At 51.5% G+C, this 15,360-nt stretch carries 14 protein-coding genes; 11 read left to right on the forward strand and 3 right to left on the reverse strand.

Features of this window, described 5'->3' with window-relative positions; all coding sequences use genetic code 11:
- Positions 1 to 157 precede the first annotated feature (157 nt).
- The 7 genes from KO503_RS16135 (at position 158) to KO503_RS16165 (ending at position 8,170) form a co-directional block, all read left to right on the forward strand.
- Positions 158 to 859, forward strand: coding sequence for a maleate cis-trans isomerase family protein (locus KO503_RS16135; RefSeq protein ID WP_215992613.1), 702 nt, complete (start codon positions 158 to 160; stop codon positions 857 to 859).
- A 10-nt stretch (positions 860 to 869) separates the two neighbouring features.
- On the forward strand, positions 870 to 1,646 hold the full coding sequence (locus KO503_RS16140) for an alpha/beta fold hydrolase (RefSeq protein ID WP_290122957.1): 777 nt from the start codon (positions 870 to 872) through the stop codon (positions 1,644 to 1,646).
- Between the two features lie 19 nt (positions 1,647 to 1,665).
- Complete coding sequence (locus tag KO503_RS16145) at positions 1,666 to 2,697, forward strand: leucyl aminopeptidase (protein WP_215992583.1); 1,032 nt, start codon at positions 1,666 to 1,668, stop codon at positions 2,695 to 2,697.
- Positions 2,698 to 2,812: 115 nt separating this feature from the next.
- Positions 2,813 to 3,433 carry an isochorismatase family protein gene (locus KO503_RS16150; protein WP_215992584.1) on the forward strand — a complete coding sequence of 207 codons (621 nt, stop codon included), beginning with the start codon at positions 2,813 to 2,815 and terminating at the stop codon, positions 3,431 to 3,433.
- 276 nt (positions 3,434 to 3,709) lie between these two features.
- Positions 3,710 to 4,195, forward strand: coding sequence for a (2Fe-2S)-binding protein (locus KO503_RS16155; RefSeq protein WP_215992585.1), 486 nt, complete (start codon positions 3,710 to 3,712; stop codon positions 4,193 to 4,195).
- Positions 4,192 to 7,617 carry a molybdopterin cofactor-binding domain-containing protein gene (locus tag KO503_RS16160; protein ID WP_215992586.1) on the forward strand — a complete coding sequence of 1,142 codons (3,426 nt, stop codon included), beginning with the start codon at positions 4,192 to 4,194 and terminating at the stop codon, positions 7,615 to 7,617. Before KO503_RS16155 ends, KO503_RS16160 begins: the two co-directional genes overlap by 4 nt.
- 109 nt (positions 7,618 to 7,726) lie before the next feature.
- On the forward strand, positions 7,727 to 8,170 hold the full coding sequence (locus KO503_RS16165; RefSeq protein WP_215992587.1) for a MarR family winged helix-turn-helix transcriptional regulator: 444 nt from the start codon (positions 7,727 to 7,729) through the stop codon (positions 8,168 to 8,170).
- A 17-nt stretch (positions 8,171 to 8,187) separates the two neighbouring features.
- Here KO503_RS16165 and KO503_RS16170 read toward each other — a convergent pair whose 3' ends face one another.
- The 3 genes from KO503_RS16170 to KO503_RS16180 all read right to left on the reverse strand — a co-directional run bounded on the left by KO503_RS16170 (position 8,188) and on the right by KO503_RS16180 (position 11,072).
- Positions 8,188 to 9,447, reverse strand: coding sequence for a TRAP transporter large permease (locus KO503_RS16170; protein WP_215992588.1), 1,260 nt, complete (start codon positions 9,445 to 9,447; stop codon positions 8,188 to 8,190).
- Positions 9,447 to 10,025: a TRAP transporter small permease gene (locus KO503_RS16175; protein WP_215992589.1), complete on the reverse strand. Its 579-nt coding sequence runs from the start codon at positions 10,023 to 10,025 to the stop codon at positions 9,447 to 9,449. Before KO503_RS16175 ends, KO503_RS16170 begins: the two co-directional genes overlap by 1 nt.
- 66 nt (positions 10,026 to 10,091) lie before the next feature.
- Positions 10,092 to 11,072 (reverse strand): TRAP transporter substrate-binding protein, encoded by a 981-nt coding sequence (locus KO503_RS16180; RefSeq protein WP_215992590.1) that lies wholly within the window; start codon positions 11,070 to 11,072, stop codon positions 10,092 to 10,094.
- Positions 11,073 to 11,940: 868 nt separating this feature from the next.
- On the opposite strand from KO503_RS16180, the gene KO503_RS16185 reads away from it, so the two are divergent.
- From KO503_RS16185 to KO503_RS16200, 4 genes are all read left to right on the forward strand, one after another.
- On the forward strand, positions 11,941 to 12,990 hold the full coding sequence (locus tag KO503_RS16185; protein WP_215992591.1) for a tartrate dehydrogenase: 1,050 nt from the start codon (positions 11,941 to 11,943) through the stop codon (positions 12,988 to 12,990).
- Between the two features lie 127 nt (positions 12,991 to 13,117).
- Positions 13,118 to 14,071 carry an XdhC family protein gene (locus tag KO503_RS16190; RefSeq protein WP_215992592.1) on the forward strand — a complete coding sequence of 318 codons (954 nt, stop codon included), beginning with the start codon at positions 13,118 to 13,120 and terminating at the stop codon, positions 14,069 to 14,071.
- Positions 14,071 to 14,643 carry a nucleotidyltransferase family protein gene (locus tag KO503_RS16195; protein ID WP_215992593.1) on the forward strand — a complete coding sequence of 191 codons (573 nt, stop codon included), beginning with the start codon at positions 14,071 to 14,073 and terminating at the stop codon, positions 14,641 to 14,643. Before KO503_RS16190 ends, KO503_RS16195 begins: the two co-directional genes overlap by 1 nt.
- Positions 14,644 to 14,778: 135 nt before the next feature.
- A complete protein-coding gene (locus KO503_RS16200) occupies positions 14,779 to 15,246 on the forward strand; it encodes a MarR family winged helix-turn-helix transcriptional regulator (protein WP_215992594.1) in 468 nt (155 codons plus the stop codon).
- Positions 15,247 to 15,360: the final 114 nt, after the last annotated feature.

Consider the following 15,360-nt stretch of genomic DNA (forward strand, 5'->3'; position numbering starts at 1 on the left):
CAACTGCTTAATTTCTGTGCATCTCACTGGCTATTAATTATTCAGGCTTGTAATTATACAGAGTTGTAATTAATCCTTAAGCCAACCCCAGTCAGCAAGGATGAGAATCATGAAGAGTTTTCGTATCGGGCAAATCGTGCCAAGTTCTAACGTTACCATGGAAACAGAAATCCCGGCGCTGCTCAAAGCGCGTGAAGCCATCGCTCCTGAGCGTTTTACGTTTCATTCCGCACGGATGCGGATGAAGCATGTGACCAAAGAGGAATTGGCAAAGATGGATGGGGATAGCGACCGCTGTGCGCTTGAGCTTTCTGATGCCAAGGTTGATGTAATGGGCTATGCATGCCTTGTGGCGATTATGTCCATGGGCAAAGGTTATCACCGCGTTTCTGGCGAACGTCTTTCTGGTGTTGCGGCTGACAACGGTGGCGCTGCTCCTGTTGTCACCTCTGCTGGTGCATTGGTCGATGGTATCCGTGCGCTTGGTGCTAAAAAGGTTGCGTTGGTCGCGCCTTACATGAAACCTCTGACTGAAATGGTTGTCGAATACATTCGCGACGAAGGCATCGAAGTCAGCGATTACATCGCGCTTGAAATCCAAGACAATTTGGCTGTCGCTGCACATGACCCAATGAATTTGCCTGAGATCGTGAAGCGGTTGAAAACGGATGATGTCGACGCTGTTGTGTTGTCCGCCTGTGTGCAAATGCCATCATTGGCGGCTGTTTCCATGGCCGAAGCTGTCACTGGCAAACCTGTAGTAACAGCGGCAATCGCCACAACATGGCAGATGCTCAAAGAACTCGATCTTGATACACGCGTTCCCGGTGGCGGCACTTTGCTGTCCGGCGCGTACTAAGGAGACTATGATGGGATACGGATATAACGTTCACGCCAATGGCATTCGTCACCACCTGATCCGCTATGAAGGGCAGGGGCCAAAGCTGCTTTTGATACCTGGAATTACATCGCCTGCGATCACATGGGGCTTTGTTGCAGAGCGTCTTGCTGAGTCTTTCGATGTCCATGTTTTAGATGTTCGTGGTCGCGGTTTGAGTGAAGCTGGTGATCTGGATTACACGTTGGATGCTATGGCAGCTGATGCTTTGGCTCTGGCTGAAGTCATGGGGCAGCCGATTGTGATGGGGCACTCTATGGGCGCGCGTACTGCTATTCGTGCGGCTGCCACCAAACCCGATGCTTTTAAAGGCGCGATCCTTTTGGATCCACCTGTTTCTGGCCCAAATCGTCGTGCGTACCCACCGCAGTGGGCATGGTATGGCGATTCAATTCACATGGCTGTCAAAGGCTGTTCCGCTGAAGACATGCGGGCCTATTGCCCAACATGGACGGACGAGCAAATCGCGTTGCGCGCCGAATGGTTGCACACCTGTCACTGGGGCGCGATCCGCACGGCTTATGATGGCTTCCACACTGATGACATTCATGTCGATGTGCCAAAACTGACCATCCCAACGCGGTTGGTCATTGCGGGCGGCGCGCCAGTGATCCAAGCCGAAGATGAAGCTGAATTGAAACAGCTTTTGCCATCGCTTGAGGTGCGCACAGTTGAAGGTGCTGGGCATATGATTCCTTGGGATGATCTCGAAGGCTTCTTGGCCGCAACTTTAGATTTTAAAGCCTAAGCAACAGGGAAAATAGATAATGGACCACGCGAGTTTTACTGAAATCTGTCTGCATCAACTTAAAATGTCAGGTGTGCGTAAAGACGAACGTCTTATCGTTTTGACCCAAGGTAATGAGCGTTTGGATTACGCTGACGCCTTTATGGCGGCGGGTCGTATGTTGGGCGCGAACATGTACCACATGCGTCTGCCTGCGCCTGCGATCACTGGTGAATGGGCTGTGGGTCAAACCGGTCTGGCGGCGATGCCTGATGCGGTTGAAGCCTTGAAAAACTGTGAGATGCTGATCGATTGTATCTTTTTGCTGTTCTCACCTGAGCAATTCGCGATTCAGGCCGCGGGCACTCGCATCTTGACCGCAGTTGAGCCGCCAGAGCTTTTGGCCCGTATGTTGCCAACGCAAGAGATCAAAGAAAAAGTCACAATTGCAGGCGAAATGCTGTCTAAAGCCAAAGTTATGCGCATCACGTCGCCTTACGGTACTGATGTGACGTATAAATTGAACACCTATCCAGCCGTCACAGAATACGCGTGTACGGATGAGGCTGGCCGCTGGGATCACTGGCCGTCTGGTTTTGTGTTCACAGGTGGCGATGATGATGGTGTTGATGGCACAATCGTTGTGGCGGCGGGCGATGTTTTGTTGCCGCAGAACACCTATGTGCGTGACCCGATCACCTACACGATCAAAAAAGGCTTTATCACCGACATGTCTGGTGGGCTCGATACCGAGCTGGTGAAATCCTACATGGATGCCTTTAACGATCCACGCGGCTTGGGCATGAGCCATGTTGGTTGGGGTATGAATCCCAACGCCAAATGGCACAACATGATGCCGGGAGCTTTCCCTGGTGGCATGGGTATGGAGCCGCGCAGCTACTATGGTAACGTGATGTTCTCGACTGGGCCAAACAACGAATTGGGCGGACCAAATGACACGGCGTGTCACCTCGACATCCCAATGCGCAATTGCTCTTTGTTCCTTGATGATGAACCCATCGTGATCGATGGCGATATCGTGGTAAAGGACATCCAGATGGAACGCACCTAAGGGGTTTCCTTAGGTTCTTTCTAGGGCGACCATGTTTCCCTGATATGGTCGCCTGCCAAATTCACTAAAATGGTTTTGAAGCCGCTACACCTCCCATCAGCACAAAGGACAAACCATGTCTCAGTCAAATACTTACAAGGCCGCAGGTTTCGGCGCATCTGTACCACGTGGCACGCGTCCGGGAATTGTTGTGGTTGATTTCTCATACGGGTTTACCGATCTTCAATACCCAACAGCCTCAGATGCTGCCGCGCAGATGGAAAAGACAAAACGCATTTGTGATGCGGCGCGAGCTAAAGGCTATCCCGTTATTTTCACGACGATTTCCTATCATCTTGGTGAACTTGATAAACTGCCTTGGCTGAAAAAAGCCACAGGAATGCGCGCGCTTGTTGAAGGTACGCGTTTGGTTGAAATCGATGCGGCTACAGGCATCCAGCCCGAAGATGCTATCGTTGTCAAAAAAGGCGCGTCGTCGTTCTTTGGCTCCACGTTGAATGCACTTTTGACGGGCGCGGGTGTGGATACCGTCGTTGTCACAGGAGCGACCACATCGGGTTGTGTGCGTGGAACTGTGGTTGATGCGGTGCAGTCGGGCTATAATGTTCTGGTGCCCCATGATTGCTGCGCAGATCGTGCAAAAGCGCCTCATGATGCGAACCTCTACGATATGGATCAAAAATACGCTGATGTCACCGATAGCGATGATATCTTGAATTGGCTCAACAGCCTGTAAAACTGGCAAAAAGCGCTGATGCTCTATCGGGCCTTGATCGGATATACGATCTTGGCCCTTTCGCTTTCGTGCGATTAATTCGCTGTTGGGGGAGGGCACAGTTTTCTTGTTCCCTGTGCAAAAAATTCGATCACTTTACGTAAAGTTCAGCACTATTTGGGCCGTTTTCACGAGACACTCCTGAAAATTAGTGTTTCATGAAATTTATGACTTCCCCCATCTCTTACGGTCGTTATATTGTTTGTAAGCTAACGACTTTGTATTGGATGTGTCCCTATGCCTGATGAAAAATTGCATTTAAACATCAATGGGCACAGCAGGGCCGTTGCAGGCGATCCCGACAGAACACTTTTGGATTGTCTGCGTGAAGAAATGGATCTCACAGGCGCAAAATACGGCTGCGGCATGGCACAATGTGGTGCTTGTACCGTATTGATCGATGGCGCGCCTGCACGGTCTTGCGTGTTGCGTTCGCGCAAAGCTGAGGGGCATGAGATCACCACACTTGAAGGGCTGCGTGACGTTAAAACAGGTCAGCTTCACCCCGTGCAAGCAGCTTTTATTGAGATGCAAGGGGCGCAATGTGGCTACTGCACCAATGGCATGATCATGACGTCGATTGCATTTTTGGACCAAAACCCGTCCCCCACCGAAGTTGAAGTCCGTCAGGCCCTGCGCCATAACTTTTGCCGTTGCGGGGCGCATACTGAAATTATCGCCTCTGTGATGCTGGCCGCTGAGAAAATGAAAGCCAAACCATGACCAATCTGCCTCAGCTCAATATATGTGACACGCTTGGCCAAGTGCATGTGTCAATCGATGGCTCGGGCAAAGTCACGGGCTTTTGCGGCCATGTGGATTTAGGTCAAGGTATTGAGGTGGCTCTGGCGCAAATCGTCGCCGAAGAGCTGGATTACCCTCTTGAAAACGTGGCGATCGTGTTGGGAAATACAGCATCGACGCCCGATCAAGGGCCGACGATTGCCTCTGAAACCATTCAGGTGACATCCAAACCGCTGCGCCGTGCTGCGGCGACACTGCGCCATGAATTAATACGGCGCGCCGCCCTGCATTTGAATGTGGCAGCAACGGATATCATCTTTGATCAAGGCAGCGCCCATGCGCAGGATCGAAAGTTGTCTGTTGCGAAATTGGTTGATGCAACGGATACAGAAATCGTGATCGATGATGCGGTCAAATTGAAAGCCCCTTCAGATTATAAAATCGTTGGGCAGAAAACCGATCGCCGCGATTTGCCAGCCAAAGTGGATGGTGCATTTAATTATATTCACGATGTCAAAATCGATGGCATGTTGCACGCCCATGTCATCCGTCCGCCGTATTCTGGCCGCGACAGTGGGCCGTTCGTTGGCACAAGTTTAATTGGCTATGACGAAGCCGCGATTTCTGGCCGCGACGGGTTCGTTGCGGTCGTTCGTCAAGGCGATCTGCTGGGCGTTGTCGCAACGCAACCCGATATTGCACGCGCTTTGGCCGAAATGTTGCCAGTGCATTGGCGTATGCCGCCTGAGTTGCCAAATATGGGTGATTTGGCCAATACCATCCGTGAGCAGCCGAGCACAGAACGCGTGTTAGACATTGCGGGCGATATAGATAGCGCGTTGCACAGCTCCGATAAGCATCTCAAACGCAGTTATGTTTGGCCTTACCAATTGCACGGCTCTATCGGTCCGTCTTGTGCGGTCGCTGATTGGGCTAACGGCGCGCCCGTCGTTTGGTGTGGCAGCCAAAACCCTCATATGCTGCGCGGTGATCTTGCCCAACTTGTTGGCTTGGATCCCGACGAGATCGACGTCAGACGGTATCAAGCTGCTGGGTGTTACGGGCGCAACTGCGCCGATGATGTGGCGGGCGATGCGCTGATCATGTCGCGCGCTGTGGGGCACCCTGTACGGGTGCAATTGACGCGCGCGCAAGAAAACCTGTGGGAACCCAAAGGCGCTGCACAGATTATGGATGTTGAGGGTGGCTTAAAGGATGGCCGTTTTCACGCTTACCGCCTTGATACGTGGTATCCGTCTAATCGTGGGCCCAATTTGGCGCTTTTGCTCACTGGCGTGATGGGCAATCACCCGCAGCCTGTGGAAATGGGCGATAGAACTGTTGTTCCGCCCTATGTCATTCCTCACAAACGCATTACCGTGCATGATTTGGCGCCCGTTGTGCGGGCCTCATGGTTTCGCGGTGTGTCTGCTTTGCCAAATACCTTTGCCCATGAATGTTTTATCGACGAACTCGCCTCTGAGGCCGAGGCTGATCCCGTGGAGTTTCGCCTCGCGCATATCGAAGACGCGCGGGCGGCGGATTTAATCCAACGCACGGCTGAGGCGGCAGGATGGGAACATCGCACAGGGCCCCGTTTGCGCCGTGAAGGGCGTATGGCTTACGGGCGTGGGTTTTCTCATGCGACCTATGTTCATGGGAATTTCCCTGGTGTGGCGGCGGCATCGGCTGCTTGGGTGTGTGATGTTGCTGTAGACACCGAAACGGGTGAGGTCACTTTGACCCGCGTGTTCGTTGGACAGGACCAAGGGTTGGTCATCAACCCCGATGGCGTGCGTCAGCAAATTCACGGCAATGTGCATCAAACGGCGGGACGCGTGCTCGGCGAACAAGTCACCTTTGACGCGATTGAACCGACGCAAAAAAGCTGGGGCGATTACCCCATTATGACTTTTCCGAAAGCGCCTGAAATTGAAACTATGCTGATTGAGCTGCCCGATGAACCGCCGCTTGGGGTGGGCGAAAGTGCTGCAGTTCCGTCAGCGTCTGCGATTGCGAGCGCTATTTTTGATGCCACAGGCGTACGGTTGCGCGAAGTGCCGTTTACGCCGGAACGTATGCGATCTGAGCTGCGCCAAGCTGGGTATTTTGTGCAAGGTGACGCGCCAGCGAAGCCCAAATTTAGCCTACGCAAACGTATGACAACTGCGGCTGTGGCTGTTGGGGGCGCGTTGGCGGTTGGGGCTGTTGCAATGCCGCTCTATCGCCCGATTGCGCCCACAACTCCGCCTCCAATGAACAGTTTTTCTGCTGAGCTTTTGGAACAGGGACGACAGGTTTTCGCAGCAGGCAATTGCATCGATTGTCATACTGCGCCGGGCGGCGTTCCGGGGGCTGGTGGAAAACCTTTTGAAACGCCCTTTGGTACGATTTATTCGTCCAATATTTCCTCTGATCCTGAAACGGGTTTGGGCCGTTGGTCTTATGATGCGTTCAATCGCGCCATGCGCACAGGCGTCAGTCGTGATGGATCAAACCTGTACCCTGCATTCCCGTACACGTCCTTTGCGGGCATGTCTGATGATGATATGTTCGCGGTTTATGCCTATATCCAGTCAAGCCCAGCGGTAGAGCAGCCGACCCAACAAGCGCAAATGTTGTTTCCTGCAAATTTACGTCCGACAAATATTGCATGGAATTGGATGTTCCACTCTGTGTCTGCGCCGCTTGAACCGCTGCCCAATCAAACAGATGCTTGGAACCGTGGGCGTTACTTGGTTGAAACTGTTGGCCATTGCAGTGCCTGTCACACTCCGCGCAATGCGTTGGGGGCGGAAAAAACCGGCGACGCGCGGTTTACAGGGGCCGTGGTCAACGGTTGGTATGCGCCGCCTTTGGCGGGGCCTGAAGCTGCCGCAAGGGGCTGGGATGTGACAAGCCTAAGGGCTTATTTGCAGACGGGTCATTCAGACGGGCTTGCTGCGGCAGCAGGTCCGATGGCTGAGGTGGCTTCCAATCTTCAAGAGCTCCCCGAGAGCGATATTGAAGCGATGAGCCAATATTTGGCGAGCCTTTTGCCAGAAACACCCGTGCCCGAGCTTGTTGCCACATCAGGCAGCATTGCCGATCTTGGGCCTGCAATGTTGAATACGCAATCGCACCGTATTTTCGAAACCTCTTGTGCATCGTGCCATGAACCTGCCGTGGCAGGCATGTTGACCGCAGCTCAAGTGCCATTGGGGAAATCAATGGCGATCCGTGCGCCATCAAGTCAAGCCGTGAAAACCATTATATCTCAAGGGTTACACGCGCCAAGCAATCTTGGCCTGCGAGATATGCCGAGCTTTTCGGACGATCTGAATACGGCTCAAATGGATGAGATGGCGCAGTATTTGCGTAAACGATACGCATCTGATTTGGATGCTTGGCCAAGCGAGTAACCGCGTCAACTCTGACTGGCGAAGCCTTTTCATCCATGCAATAGTTATAGTCGCCGCCCCGATACCGAGGGCGGCGATATTCATTTGGGCTGGTATGATGACTGACACGTTGAAATCACAAGACACCGACGACACTTTGGTTGAAGAATACGAACTTGAAAAACAAATTGGGTTTTTATTGAGGCGAGCGCACCAGCGTCACATCAGTATTTTTACAGAGCACATGCAAAATGGGCTGACGACACAACAGTTTGCCGTACTCATGCGGTTGCGTGAAGCTGGGCGGCTGTCTCAAAACGAACTTGGGCGTCAGGCGGCGATGGATCAGTCCACTATAAATGGTGTGGTGCAAAGATTGTTTAAGCGCGGGTTTTTGCAAAAAAATCCAAGTCCAACTGACAAAAGAATGATCTTGCTTGAACTGACCGAAACAGGTTTGTCTACATTGCTTGAGGTGATGGGGGCCGCGACTGAGATCTCGAAAGAGACCCTAAAACCATTAAAGCCTCAACAACGCCAAACGCTGCTGAGGCTTCTTCGTCAGATTTGTTAGATCGCTTTTGTGGCCCGTTACAGGAACGCTAGGCTGATTTGTGGCACCAGTGCGAGAATAATCAGCGCAAAGAACGTGACGACAAAGAACGGCAGTGATGTGCGGAACACAGCGATAGGGCTGATTTTCGCGACATTCGCTGCGATGTACAATCCGATGCCGACAGGCGGTGATAACAATCCAAGGATAAGATTGATCGACACCACAATCCCAAAGTGGATAGGGTCAATGCCGTAGGTTCCTGTCGCAATGGGCAGCAAGATTGGAACGACCATGATGAGGGCAGGGATGCCGTCGATAATCGTGCCAAGCATCAGCAAAATCACCATCACAAGCAACATGAACATGACTGGCGTTGTTGCGACCGTTTCAATCCATGCGGCAACAGTTTGCGGTACTTGGCCAAACACCAACACCCAAGAAAACACACCCGCTGAGGCCACAAGGAACAGCACCAAAGAGGAATTGATCCCTGTGCGCAAAAGGATTGGGCCTAAGTCTGAGATCTTTAATGTTTTGGTAAAGAATATACCGAGCAAAGCTGCACAGAGCGCACCAAGTGCCGCAGCTTCGGTTGGGGAACCGTATCCACCAAGGATGGTGCCGATAATCACAGCCGGAATGAGCAACATTGGCAGCGCTTGGTAGAGCGCTTTAAAGCGGTCAGGCCAGCTTAAACTCTTGCCACGTGGGTAGTTGCGCCAGTAACCAAGCACCGCGATTGTCGCGATAAACAAGCCCGTAAGCATGATGCCAGGCAAGATGCCGGCCAGCAGCATGTCACGCACGGCAAGCTGCGCCAAAACAGCATAGACAACAAAGACGATAGACGGCGGAATGATCGGGCCAAGCAGGCCACCAAAGGCTGTGACCGCCGTGGAAAAGTCGCGCTCGTAGCCTTCTTTTTCCATCTCGGGGACCATGACTTGCGTCATCATCGCAATCTGCGCTGTGGCAGACCCCAAAATTGATGCCACCATCATATTCGCAATCAGGTTGATATAGGCCAGCCCGCCTTTAAGAGAGCCAACGAAGACGGCAGCAAGGCGGATCAAACGTTGCGTGATGCCCGCGCCATTCATCAGTTCGCCGATCAAGATGAACAACGGGATTGCCAAAAGGCCAAAGTTGTTCAAAGAGCTGAACATTTGCAGGCCAAAGCTGTCTAACAACACGGTGTTGCCAGAGCTTAGAATGAAAACATAGGCGGCAGAACATAGGATAATGCCGATTGGAACGCCTACGACCAACAGAAGGAAAAAGATAAGTACGGTCATTAGATGTTATCCATTTTAAGGCCAGCGGGATCATTAGGGCGTGTCAAAAAGCCTAAGTCTTCCAGCAGGTTTGTTGTCGCATGTATCGTGATCCCGATCGCAAAAAACGGGACGATAAAATAAAGGAAGTACGTGGGTATCGCCATCACAGGCGTCATGTCTGTGTAGATGAAATTAAACGTTTGTGCTTCAAATGCACGGGTATCAAAACCGTTTTGCATCAACACGACAGGGTTGAACCATCGCAAGCACAGATAGAACAAGAGCATCCCAAATGCAGCAGAAATCACGGATACCAGCGCCCTTAGGAGCATCGTGACTTTTGGTGGCACAAAACTGTGCAGCAACAATACGGCCGGATCAATCCGTGCGCGCAACATCAACGATGCGCCAACAAAACCTGACAGAACCATGGTGTAAATGGCCAACTCGTCGGCCCAAGCCAAGGTGATGCCAAACATTCTTAACAGCACATTTGTAAGGATAAAGACGGCAAGTGCACCTATCAAAAATTTCAGCAAAAAGCGTTCGATGGCGCTAAAGCCTGATGATAGTCGGCTCAGGGCACGTGGGATCATCGTATCTTCCAATCTGGATAAGTGAAAACCGGCGACACAGGGTGCTGTCGCCGGTCTTTTTTGGGTTTAGTAAGTTGCGACGAGTGCGCGCAATTTTTCTACGTAGGGTGTTTCTTTGCTCCAGTCAGCATCCCAACGTTCAACGATGTCGCCAAAAAAGTCAGCACTGACATCTTCGGTCACTGTCAGGCCTTCGATGCCTTTGAGTTTCTCAAGTTTGCCAGCTTCTTCTTCGACAAAACGATCAATTGTTGCGTCACAGTGCTGTTGAGCCGCCGCGCGTACAATCGTTTGATCTTCTGGGGATAATTGTGCCCAAACGCGACCAGAAACCAAAGCAACCATTGGGAACAAGTGGTGGTTGGTTTCCATCAAGTTTGACGCATGGTCGTGGTAGCCAAAGTTGATAATTGACTCGTAATCCATGTCGATCGCATCAATCTGACCGTTTGCCAATGCATCGTAAACTTGTGTCAGCGGCATGGGGGCAGGGGCTGCGCCAAACATTTCAAAGAATGTTTGAATTGCTGGAGCTGGCGTAATGCGGAAACGCATGCCGTCAAGATCTTCTGCGGATTCAATCGGATCCTTGGTCATCAACTGGCGCATGCCTGTCATGGCGTAGCACAAGCCAACGGTGCCTGTTGCAGCAGGCAAAGCGTCAAGGATTTCGATAGCCTCATCAGAGCGCAAAACTTTGGCCGCATCTGCGATGTTATCAACAAGGAACGGCGCGTGAAGGGCACTCATGTCTGGTACGCGCAAAGTCAAACCAGCAGATGTGAGCCAAGCCATGTCAAGTGCGCCTGTTTGAAGCTGCTGTAGCATTGTGCTTTCGCTACCAAGCTGGCCAGATGGGAAAGTCGTGACAGAAAAACGACCATCGGATGTTTCGCTAAGGGTTTCCCCCATGGCGCGCGCTTCTTGGTTCCAGACGTGGACAGGGGGTGTGATAAGGCCGACCCGAAAATCATGGTCCTGTGCTGTGGCAGCGAGCGGCAAAAGCATTGATGTCGTTGTTGCCAAGACGGTTAGAATTTTATTCATTGTTCTCTCCTGTTGAAGTCTTTTGTCACGGGTCAACCGTGTTGGTTGTTGTGGCAGCGTGCGAATTTTTTACACATCATTTCTGGATGCAATTTATGTTTGTATAGAAACATGTTTGCGTCAGCGTTTTGAGTCAAGAGATAAACTTTGAAGCTGCTCAATATGGGCCTAAGTGCCATAGCGTAAACTATGATTTTTCGAGGATATTACTCTCAGCGATAGGGTGTAAAACACCTGATTTATCTATGATGAGACGCTGATTTTTGAACGGTGTTTTTAGATGTGAAAAGACAATGTGAGCATCAAACCGTTTGGCGCCTGTGTAAGGTAATTACTCATAATTCATCAAGAATATAGGTTTTTGACCTGCGATAGGCGCGCCTTCGTCTGAGGCATTTTATAGGGTTTAGTGCATAAGACAAACGGCTTACGAAGGACGTGATCGACTGATGTTCATTCATGTTGTTGATTAAAAAATATGCACATATTCAATTCGCACAATTTTCTATCAAACCTGCCTCTAAAAATGATCAATTTATACTCAGTTTACCTCGCCAAGGTCTCAATTGTAAAAATCTGACGGATTCTTATTTGGTTTAAATCCACAGCCTAAAGTTGAATTTATCCTTGGTGGGAAGTGTTTTTGAGAAGGCGCAGCCGCGTATCTGAGTGCGCACTGTGGGGCTATATTCGCCATGCGCCTGTGTATTTTTGTCGCCGTCAGATCGCTTAAAAATTAGATGAGATTTGAAAAATAATATTTTCAGGGATTGCAAAATAGGCGCATGGCAGCAAAACAGCAGCGAGAGCTGATAGCTCGCCTCTTGGATGGGGCGTGAGTCAAACCTAAGATTTGGAGCCACTGAACATGACAACTTATAAACTTGCGCTTATCCCCGGAGATGGAATTGGTTTGGACGTGACCGATGCCACAATGGAGGTGCTGACAGCGGCAGCGCACCGTTTTGGCTTTAAGTTGGAAAGCGATGTTTTTCCATGGTCTTGCGAATACTATGTAAAACACGGTGTGATGATGCCCGAAGATGGCATTGAAACGCTATCTCAGTTCGACGCGATCTATTTGGGCGCCGTCGGCTGGCCAGATACGGTGCCAGACTCGGTGTCCTTGCACGGGCTTTTACTGCCGATCCGTAAAGCGTTCACGCAATATGCCAACATTCGCCCGCATCGCTTGTTGCCAGGGGTCGAAGGGCCGCTGAAAAGCGATGCCTTTGATATTCTGTGCATCCGCGAAAATACCGAAGGCGAATATTCTGGCGCTGGTGGGCGTGTGCATCAAGGTCAAGACAATGAAGTTGCCACCGAAGTATCTGTTTTCACACGTAAAGGCGTCGAGCGGATTATCCGCTTTGGGTTCGAGCAAGCCCGCGCGCGTCGCAAGCATTTGACGTCTGTGACGAAATCGAATGCGCAAAAATACTCTATGGTGTTTTGGGATGAAGTGACACGCGAGGTTGCGCAAGATTATCCTGATGTGACCGTCAGCCATATGCATATCGATGCGATGTGCGCCAAGATGGTGATGGCGCCAGAAACTTTGGATGTAATTGTGGCATCCAATTTGTTTGGTGACATTTTGACCGATTTGGGCGCTGCTATTCAGGGGGGCTTGGGCTTTGCTGCTTCTGCAAATATCTGCCCCGATCCTGCCGTGCCCTCAATGTTTGAACCTGTCCATGGCTCTGCGCCTGATATTGCGGGCAAAAACATCGCCAACCCGATTGCCGCTATTTGGTCTGGCGCGATGATGCTGGATCACTTGGGGGAAAAAGACGCCGCCGCAGCCGTACTTGCCGCCGTTGAAGCCGCCACAGCGCAGGGCGTTGGCACGAAACCTGGCCAAAGCACCACTGATGAAATCACATCTGCGGTTCTTGCGGCACTTGAGGTAGCATAAGCAGAGTTAAATGCATCTCCCCCCAGTTGTTTGGATAACTGGCAGTTGGGGGGGGCATGTTTTTCGTCTGTTCAGAAAAATGCGCGACACCTCTTGTCTCACAGCGCAAGCGCGTTAAACCGTTTGCATGATAACAATTCGCGCATTTGATTTTCCGCTCTCTCAAGCTATAGCTCACGCGCAAGATTGCGTGGAGAGCGGTGATTTTCCATGTGTTTTGGCGATGATCGGGGGCGTCGCGGGGCCATCTTTTCGGCCTCTCGGGGCGAGCATGTTTGTGATGCAGGACGGCACTTGCTTTGGTGGGCTGTCGTCAGGCTGCATCGACGGGGATGTGGCGCAGCACGCAGCGGATGTGCTCAAAGATAATACTCCACGCAAATTACGTTATGGTCATGGGTCGCCCTTTATGGACATCCAACTGCCCTGCGGTGGGTCATTGGATATTTTCCTTGTGCCTATTCGTGATATTTTTCAGTTACAGGCTGTGTCCGACACTATCACCAAACGGCGTGCTGTGACGCTTTTGATCGACACGGATCAGGGTGGGGTTTCTGCTGTGCCGCACAGTGATGATGGTCAAGGCACACAGCTGCGTGTTCTGCCTGACGCGCGTTTCGTTGTCTTTGGGGCGGGCGTCGAAGCCTCTGCCTTTGCCGCAATGGCAGGGTCTGCGGGGTATGATACGGTTCTTTTGTCACCGGATACCGAAACGCTGGCGGCGGCGCAGCGTACTATTCCGAATTTAAGCACACATCACATCACCCAAGCTGCCATACCCGATGACGTCGCGATTGATGCTCATACGGCTGTGACCCTGTTTTTTCACAGTCATGATTGGGAAGCGGATATTCTTGTGAGCGTCCTCAAATCCCAACCGTTTTACATCGGGGCGCAAGGCAGCTTGCGTACCGCGGCTGCACGGATTGAAGCATTGCGTGCCAAAGGCGTTGATGAGGCCGATCTTGCCCGCATCAAAGGGCCGATTGGTTTGATCCGCTCAACACGTGATCCGCGTACATTGGCGGTGTCCGTCTTGGCCGAAGTTCTGTCATTTGAAAATACGCAAGGGCAGGTGTGATGCGGGTCGGGCTTGTCCTTGCTGCGGGCCACTCGCGGCGCTTTGGGGCAGATGATAAATTACTGGCGCTCTTGAAGGGGCGTCCGCTGTGTTCCTATGCGTTTGAAACTTTGAGCGCGCTTGGCTTGGACGCCAGCTTTGCCTGTGTGCAAAGCGGTCAGGTGGCCAAAATTGCCCAAGCAGCTGGGATTAAAGTGGTGCGGGTGCCACAAAATGCGCAACACAGTGACAGCCTGCGTACAGGGCTGCAGATGGCGAAAGTGCTGGGGGCAGCTCAGGTGCTGATCATGCTTGCGGATATGCCCTTTGTGCCCGCAGCACATGTGGCAGCCTTGTTCGATATGGCGCAGACGTTCCCTGCTGCCAGCAGCACTGTTGACCAAATTTTACCGCCTGCTGTATTCCCTGTGGCTTATATCGACGAAATTCTCACGTTGACTGGTGATCAGGGGGCGGGACCTATGATCAAAGCGTTGCCCGATAATCAAGTGTTGCCACTGTCAGCGCCTGCGCTTTTGGACATCGATACCATCGCTGATCTACGACGCGCCCATCAGTATGATCTGGCATGATTGCTCATTTCTTTCGCGTCAGGCGGCGCATGCGGGAGGCCTTCTTCAAAATGCGCGACCATCTCGCTGACTGGCGTTTTGCCACAGAAGGCGATAAGATTTGGTTCATATAGTTTTGATTGCAATGGACCACTCATGGACAATGAATCTGTCTCTCAAGAGGCTATCGACAGTTACGATCCGCGTGACCATCCGGCGCAACTCGTTCGTAGAGTGCATCAGCGCGTCGCGCATATGTTTACACAGGCCGTTGTGATGCCGAATCTTTCAGTCACTCAGTTTGTGGCACTGGTGACTTTGCTCAAGGAAGGCACTGTGTCTCAAAGCCGGCTTGGGCGGTTGACCTCTATGGACCCGTCGACCACGACAGTTGTGGTGCGAAAGCTTGAAAAAGACGGATTGATCAAAAAAACAAAGAGCGCAGACGATCAACGCGCTTCGGTTATTGAATTGACGCCTGCTGGGCGCGACTGTGCGCAGGTACATATTCCGATCAGTCTAAAGGCCAAAGAAGACCTTCTTGCGCCGCTCACACCTATTGAGCGCAGCTTGTTTGTTGAGCTCTTGCGCAAAGTCCTGTCGGATTGCTCCGACTCGCAATAGCTTCGTACTAAAACTAATTTTTGAATGGTATTTATTCATTTTTGATTAAATATTAATCCTTTTCGTGTATTTTTGATAGGTGATTGCAATTATCTTCCAGATATGACGATTTTT

This window comes from Pacificibacter marinus, assembly GCF_018860505.1.
GTDB classification, from domain to species: Bacteria; Pseudomonadota; Alphaproteobacteria; order Rhodobacterales; family Rhodobacteraceae; genus Celeribacter; species Celeribacter marinus_B.

Excerpts from the sequence above, each read along its gene's own strand:
- KO503_RS16155 (WP_215992585.1), top strand. The coding sequence starts at position 3,710 with ATGCCTGATGAAAAATTGCATTTAAACATCAATGGGCACAGCAGGGCC.
- KO503_RS16185 (WP_215992591.1), top strand. The coding sequence starts at position 11,941 with ATGACAACTTATAAACTTGCGCTTATCCCCGGAGATGGAATTGGTTTG.
- KO503_RS16135 (WP_215992613.1), top strand. The coding sequence starts at position 158 with ATGGAAACAGAAATCCCGGCGCTGCTCAAAGCGCGTGAAGCCATCGCT.
- KO503_RS16190 (WP_215992592.1), top strand. The coding sequence starts at position 13,118 with ATGATAACAATTCGCGCATTTGATTTTCCGCTCTCTCAAGCTATAGCT.
- KO503_RS16170 (WP_215992588.1), bottom strand. The coding sequence starts at position 9,447 with ATGACCGTACTTATCTTTTTCCTTCTGTTGGTCGTAGGCGTTCCAATC.
- KO503_RS16145 (WP_215992583.1), top strand. The coding sequence starts at position 1,666 with ATGGACCACGCGAGTTTTACTGAAATCTGTCTGCATCAACTTAAAATG.
- KO503_RS16180 (WP_215992590.1), bottom strand. The coding sequence starts at position 11,072 with ATGAATAAAATTCTAACCGTCTTGGCAACAACGACATCAATGCTTTTG.
- KO503_RS16150 (WP_215992584.1), top strand. The coding sequence starts at position 2,813 with ATGTCTCAGTCAAATACTTACAAGGCCGCAGGTTTCGGCGCATCTGTA.
- KO503_RS16195 (WP_215992593.1), top strand. The coding sequence starts at position 14,071 with ATGCGGGTCGGGCTTGTCCTTGCTGCGGGCCACTCGCGGCGCTTTGGG.
- KO503_RS16200 (WP_215992594.1), top strand. The coding sequence starts at position 14,779 with ATGGACAATGAATCTGTCTCTCAAGAGGCTATCGACAGTTACGATCCG.
- KO503_RS16140 (WP_290122957.1), top strand. The coding sequence starts at position 870 with ATGGGATACGGATATAACGTTCACGCCAATGGCATTCGTCACCACCTG.
- KO503_RS16160 (WP_215992586.1), top strand. The coding sequence starts at position 4,192 with ATGACCAATCTGCCTCAGCTCAATATATGTGACACGCTTGGCCAAGTG.
- KO503_RS16175 (WP_215992589.1), bottom strand. The coding sequence starts at position 10,025 with ATGATCCCACGTGCCCTGAGCCGACTATCATCAGGCTTTAGCGCCATC.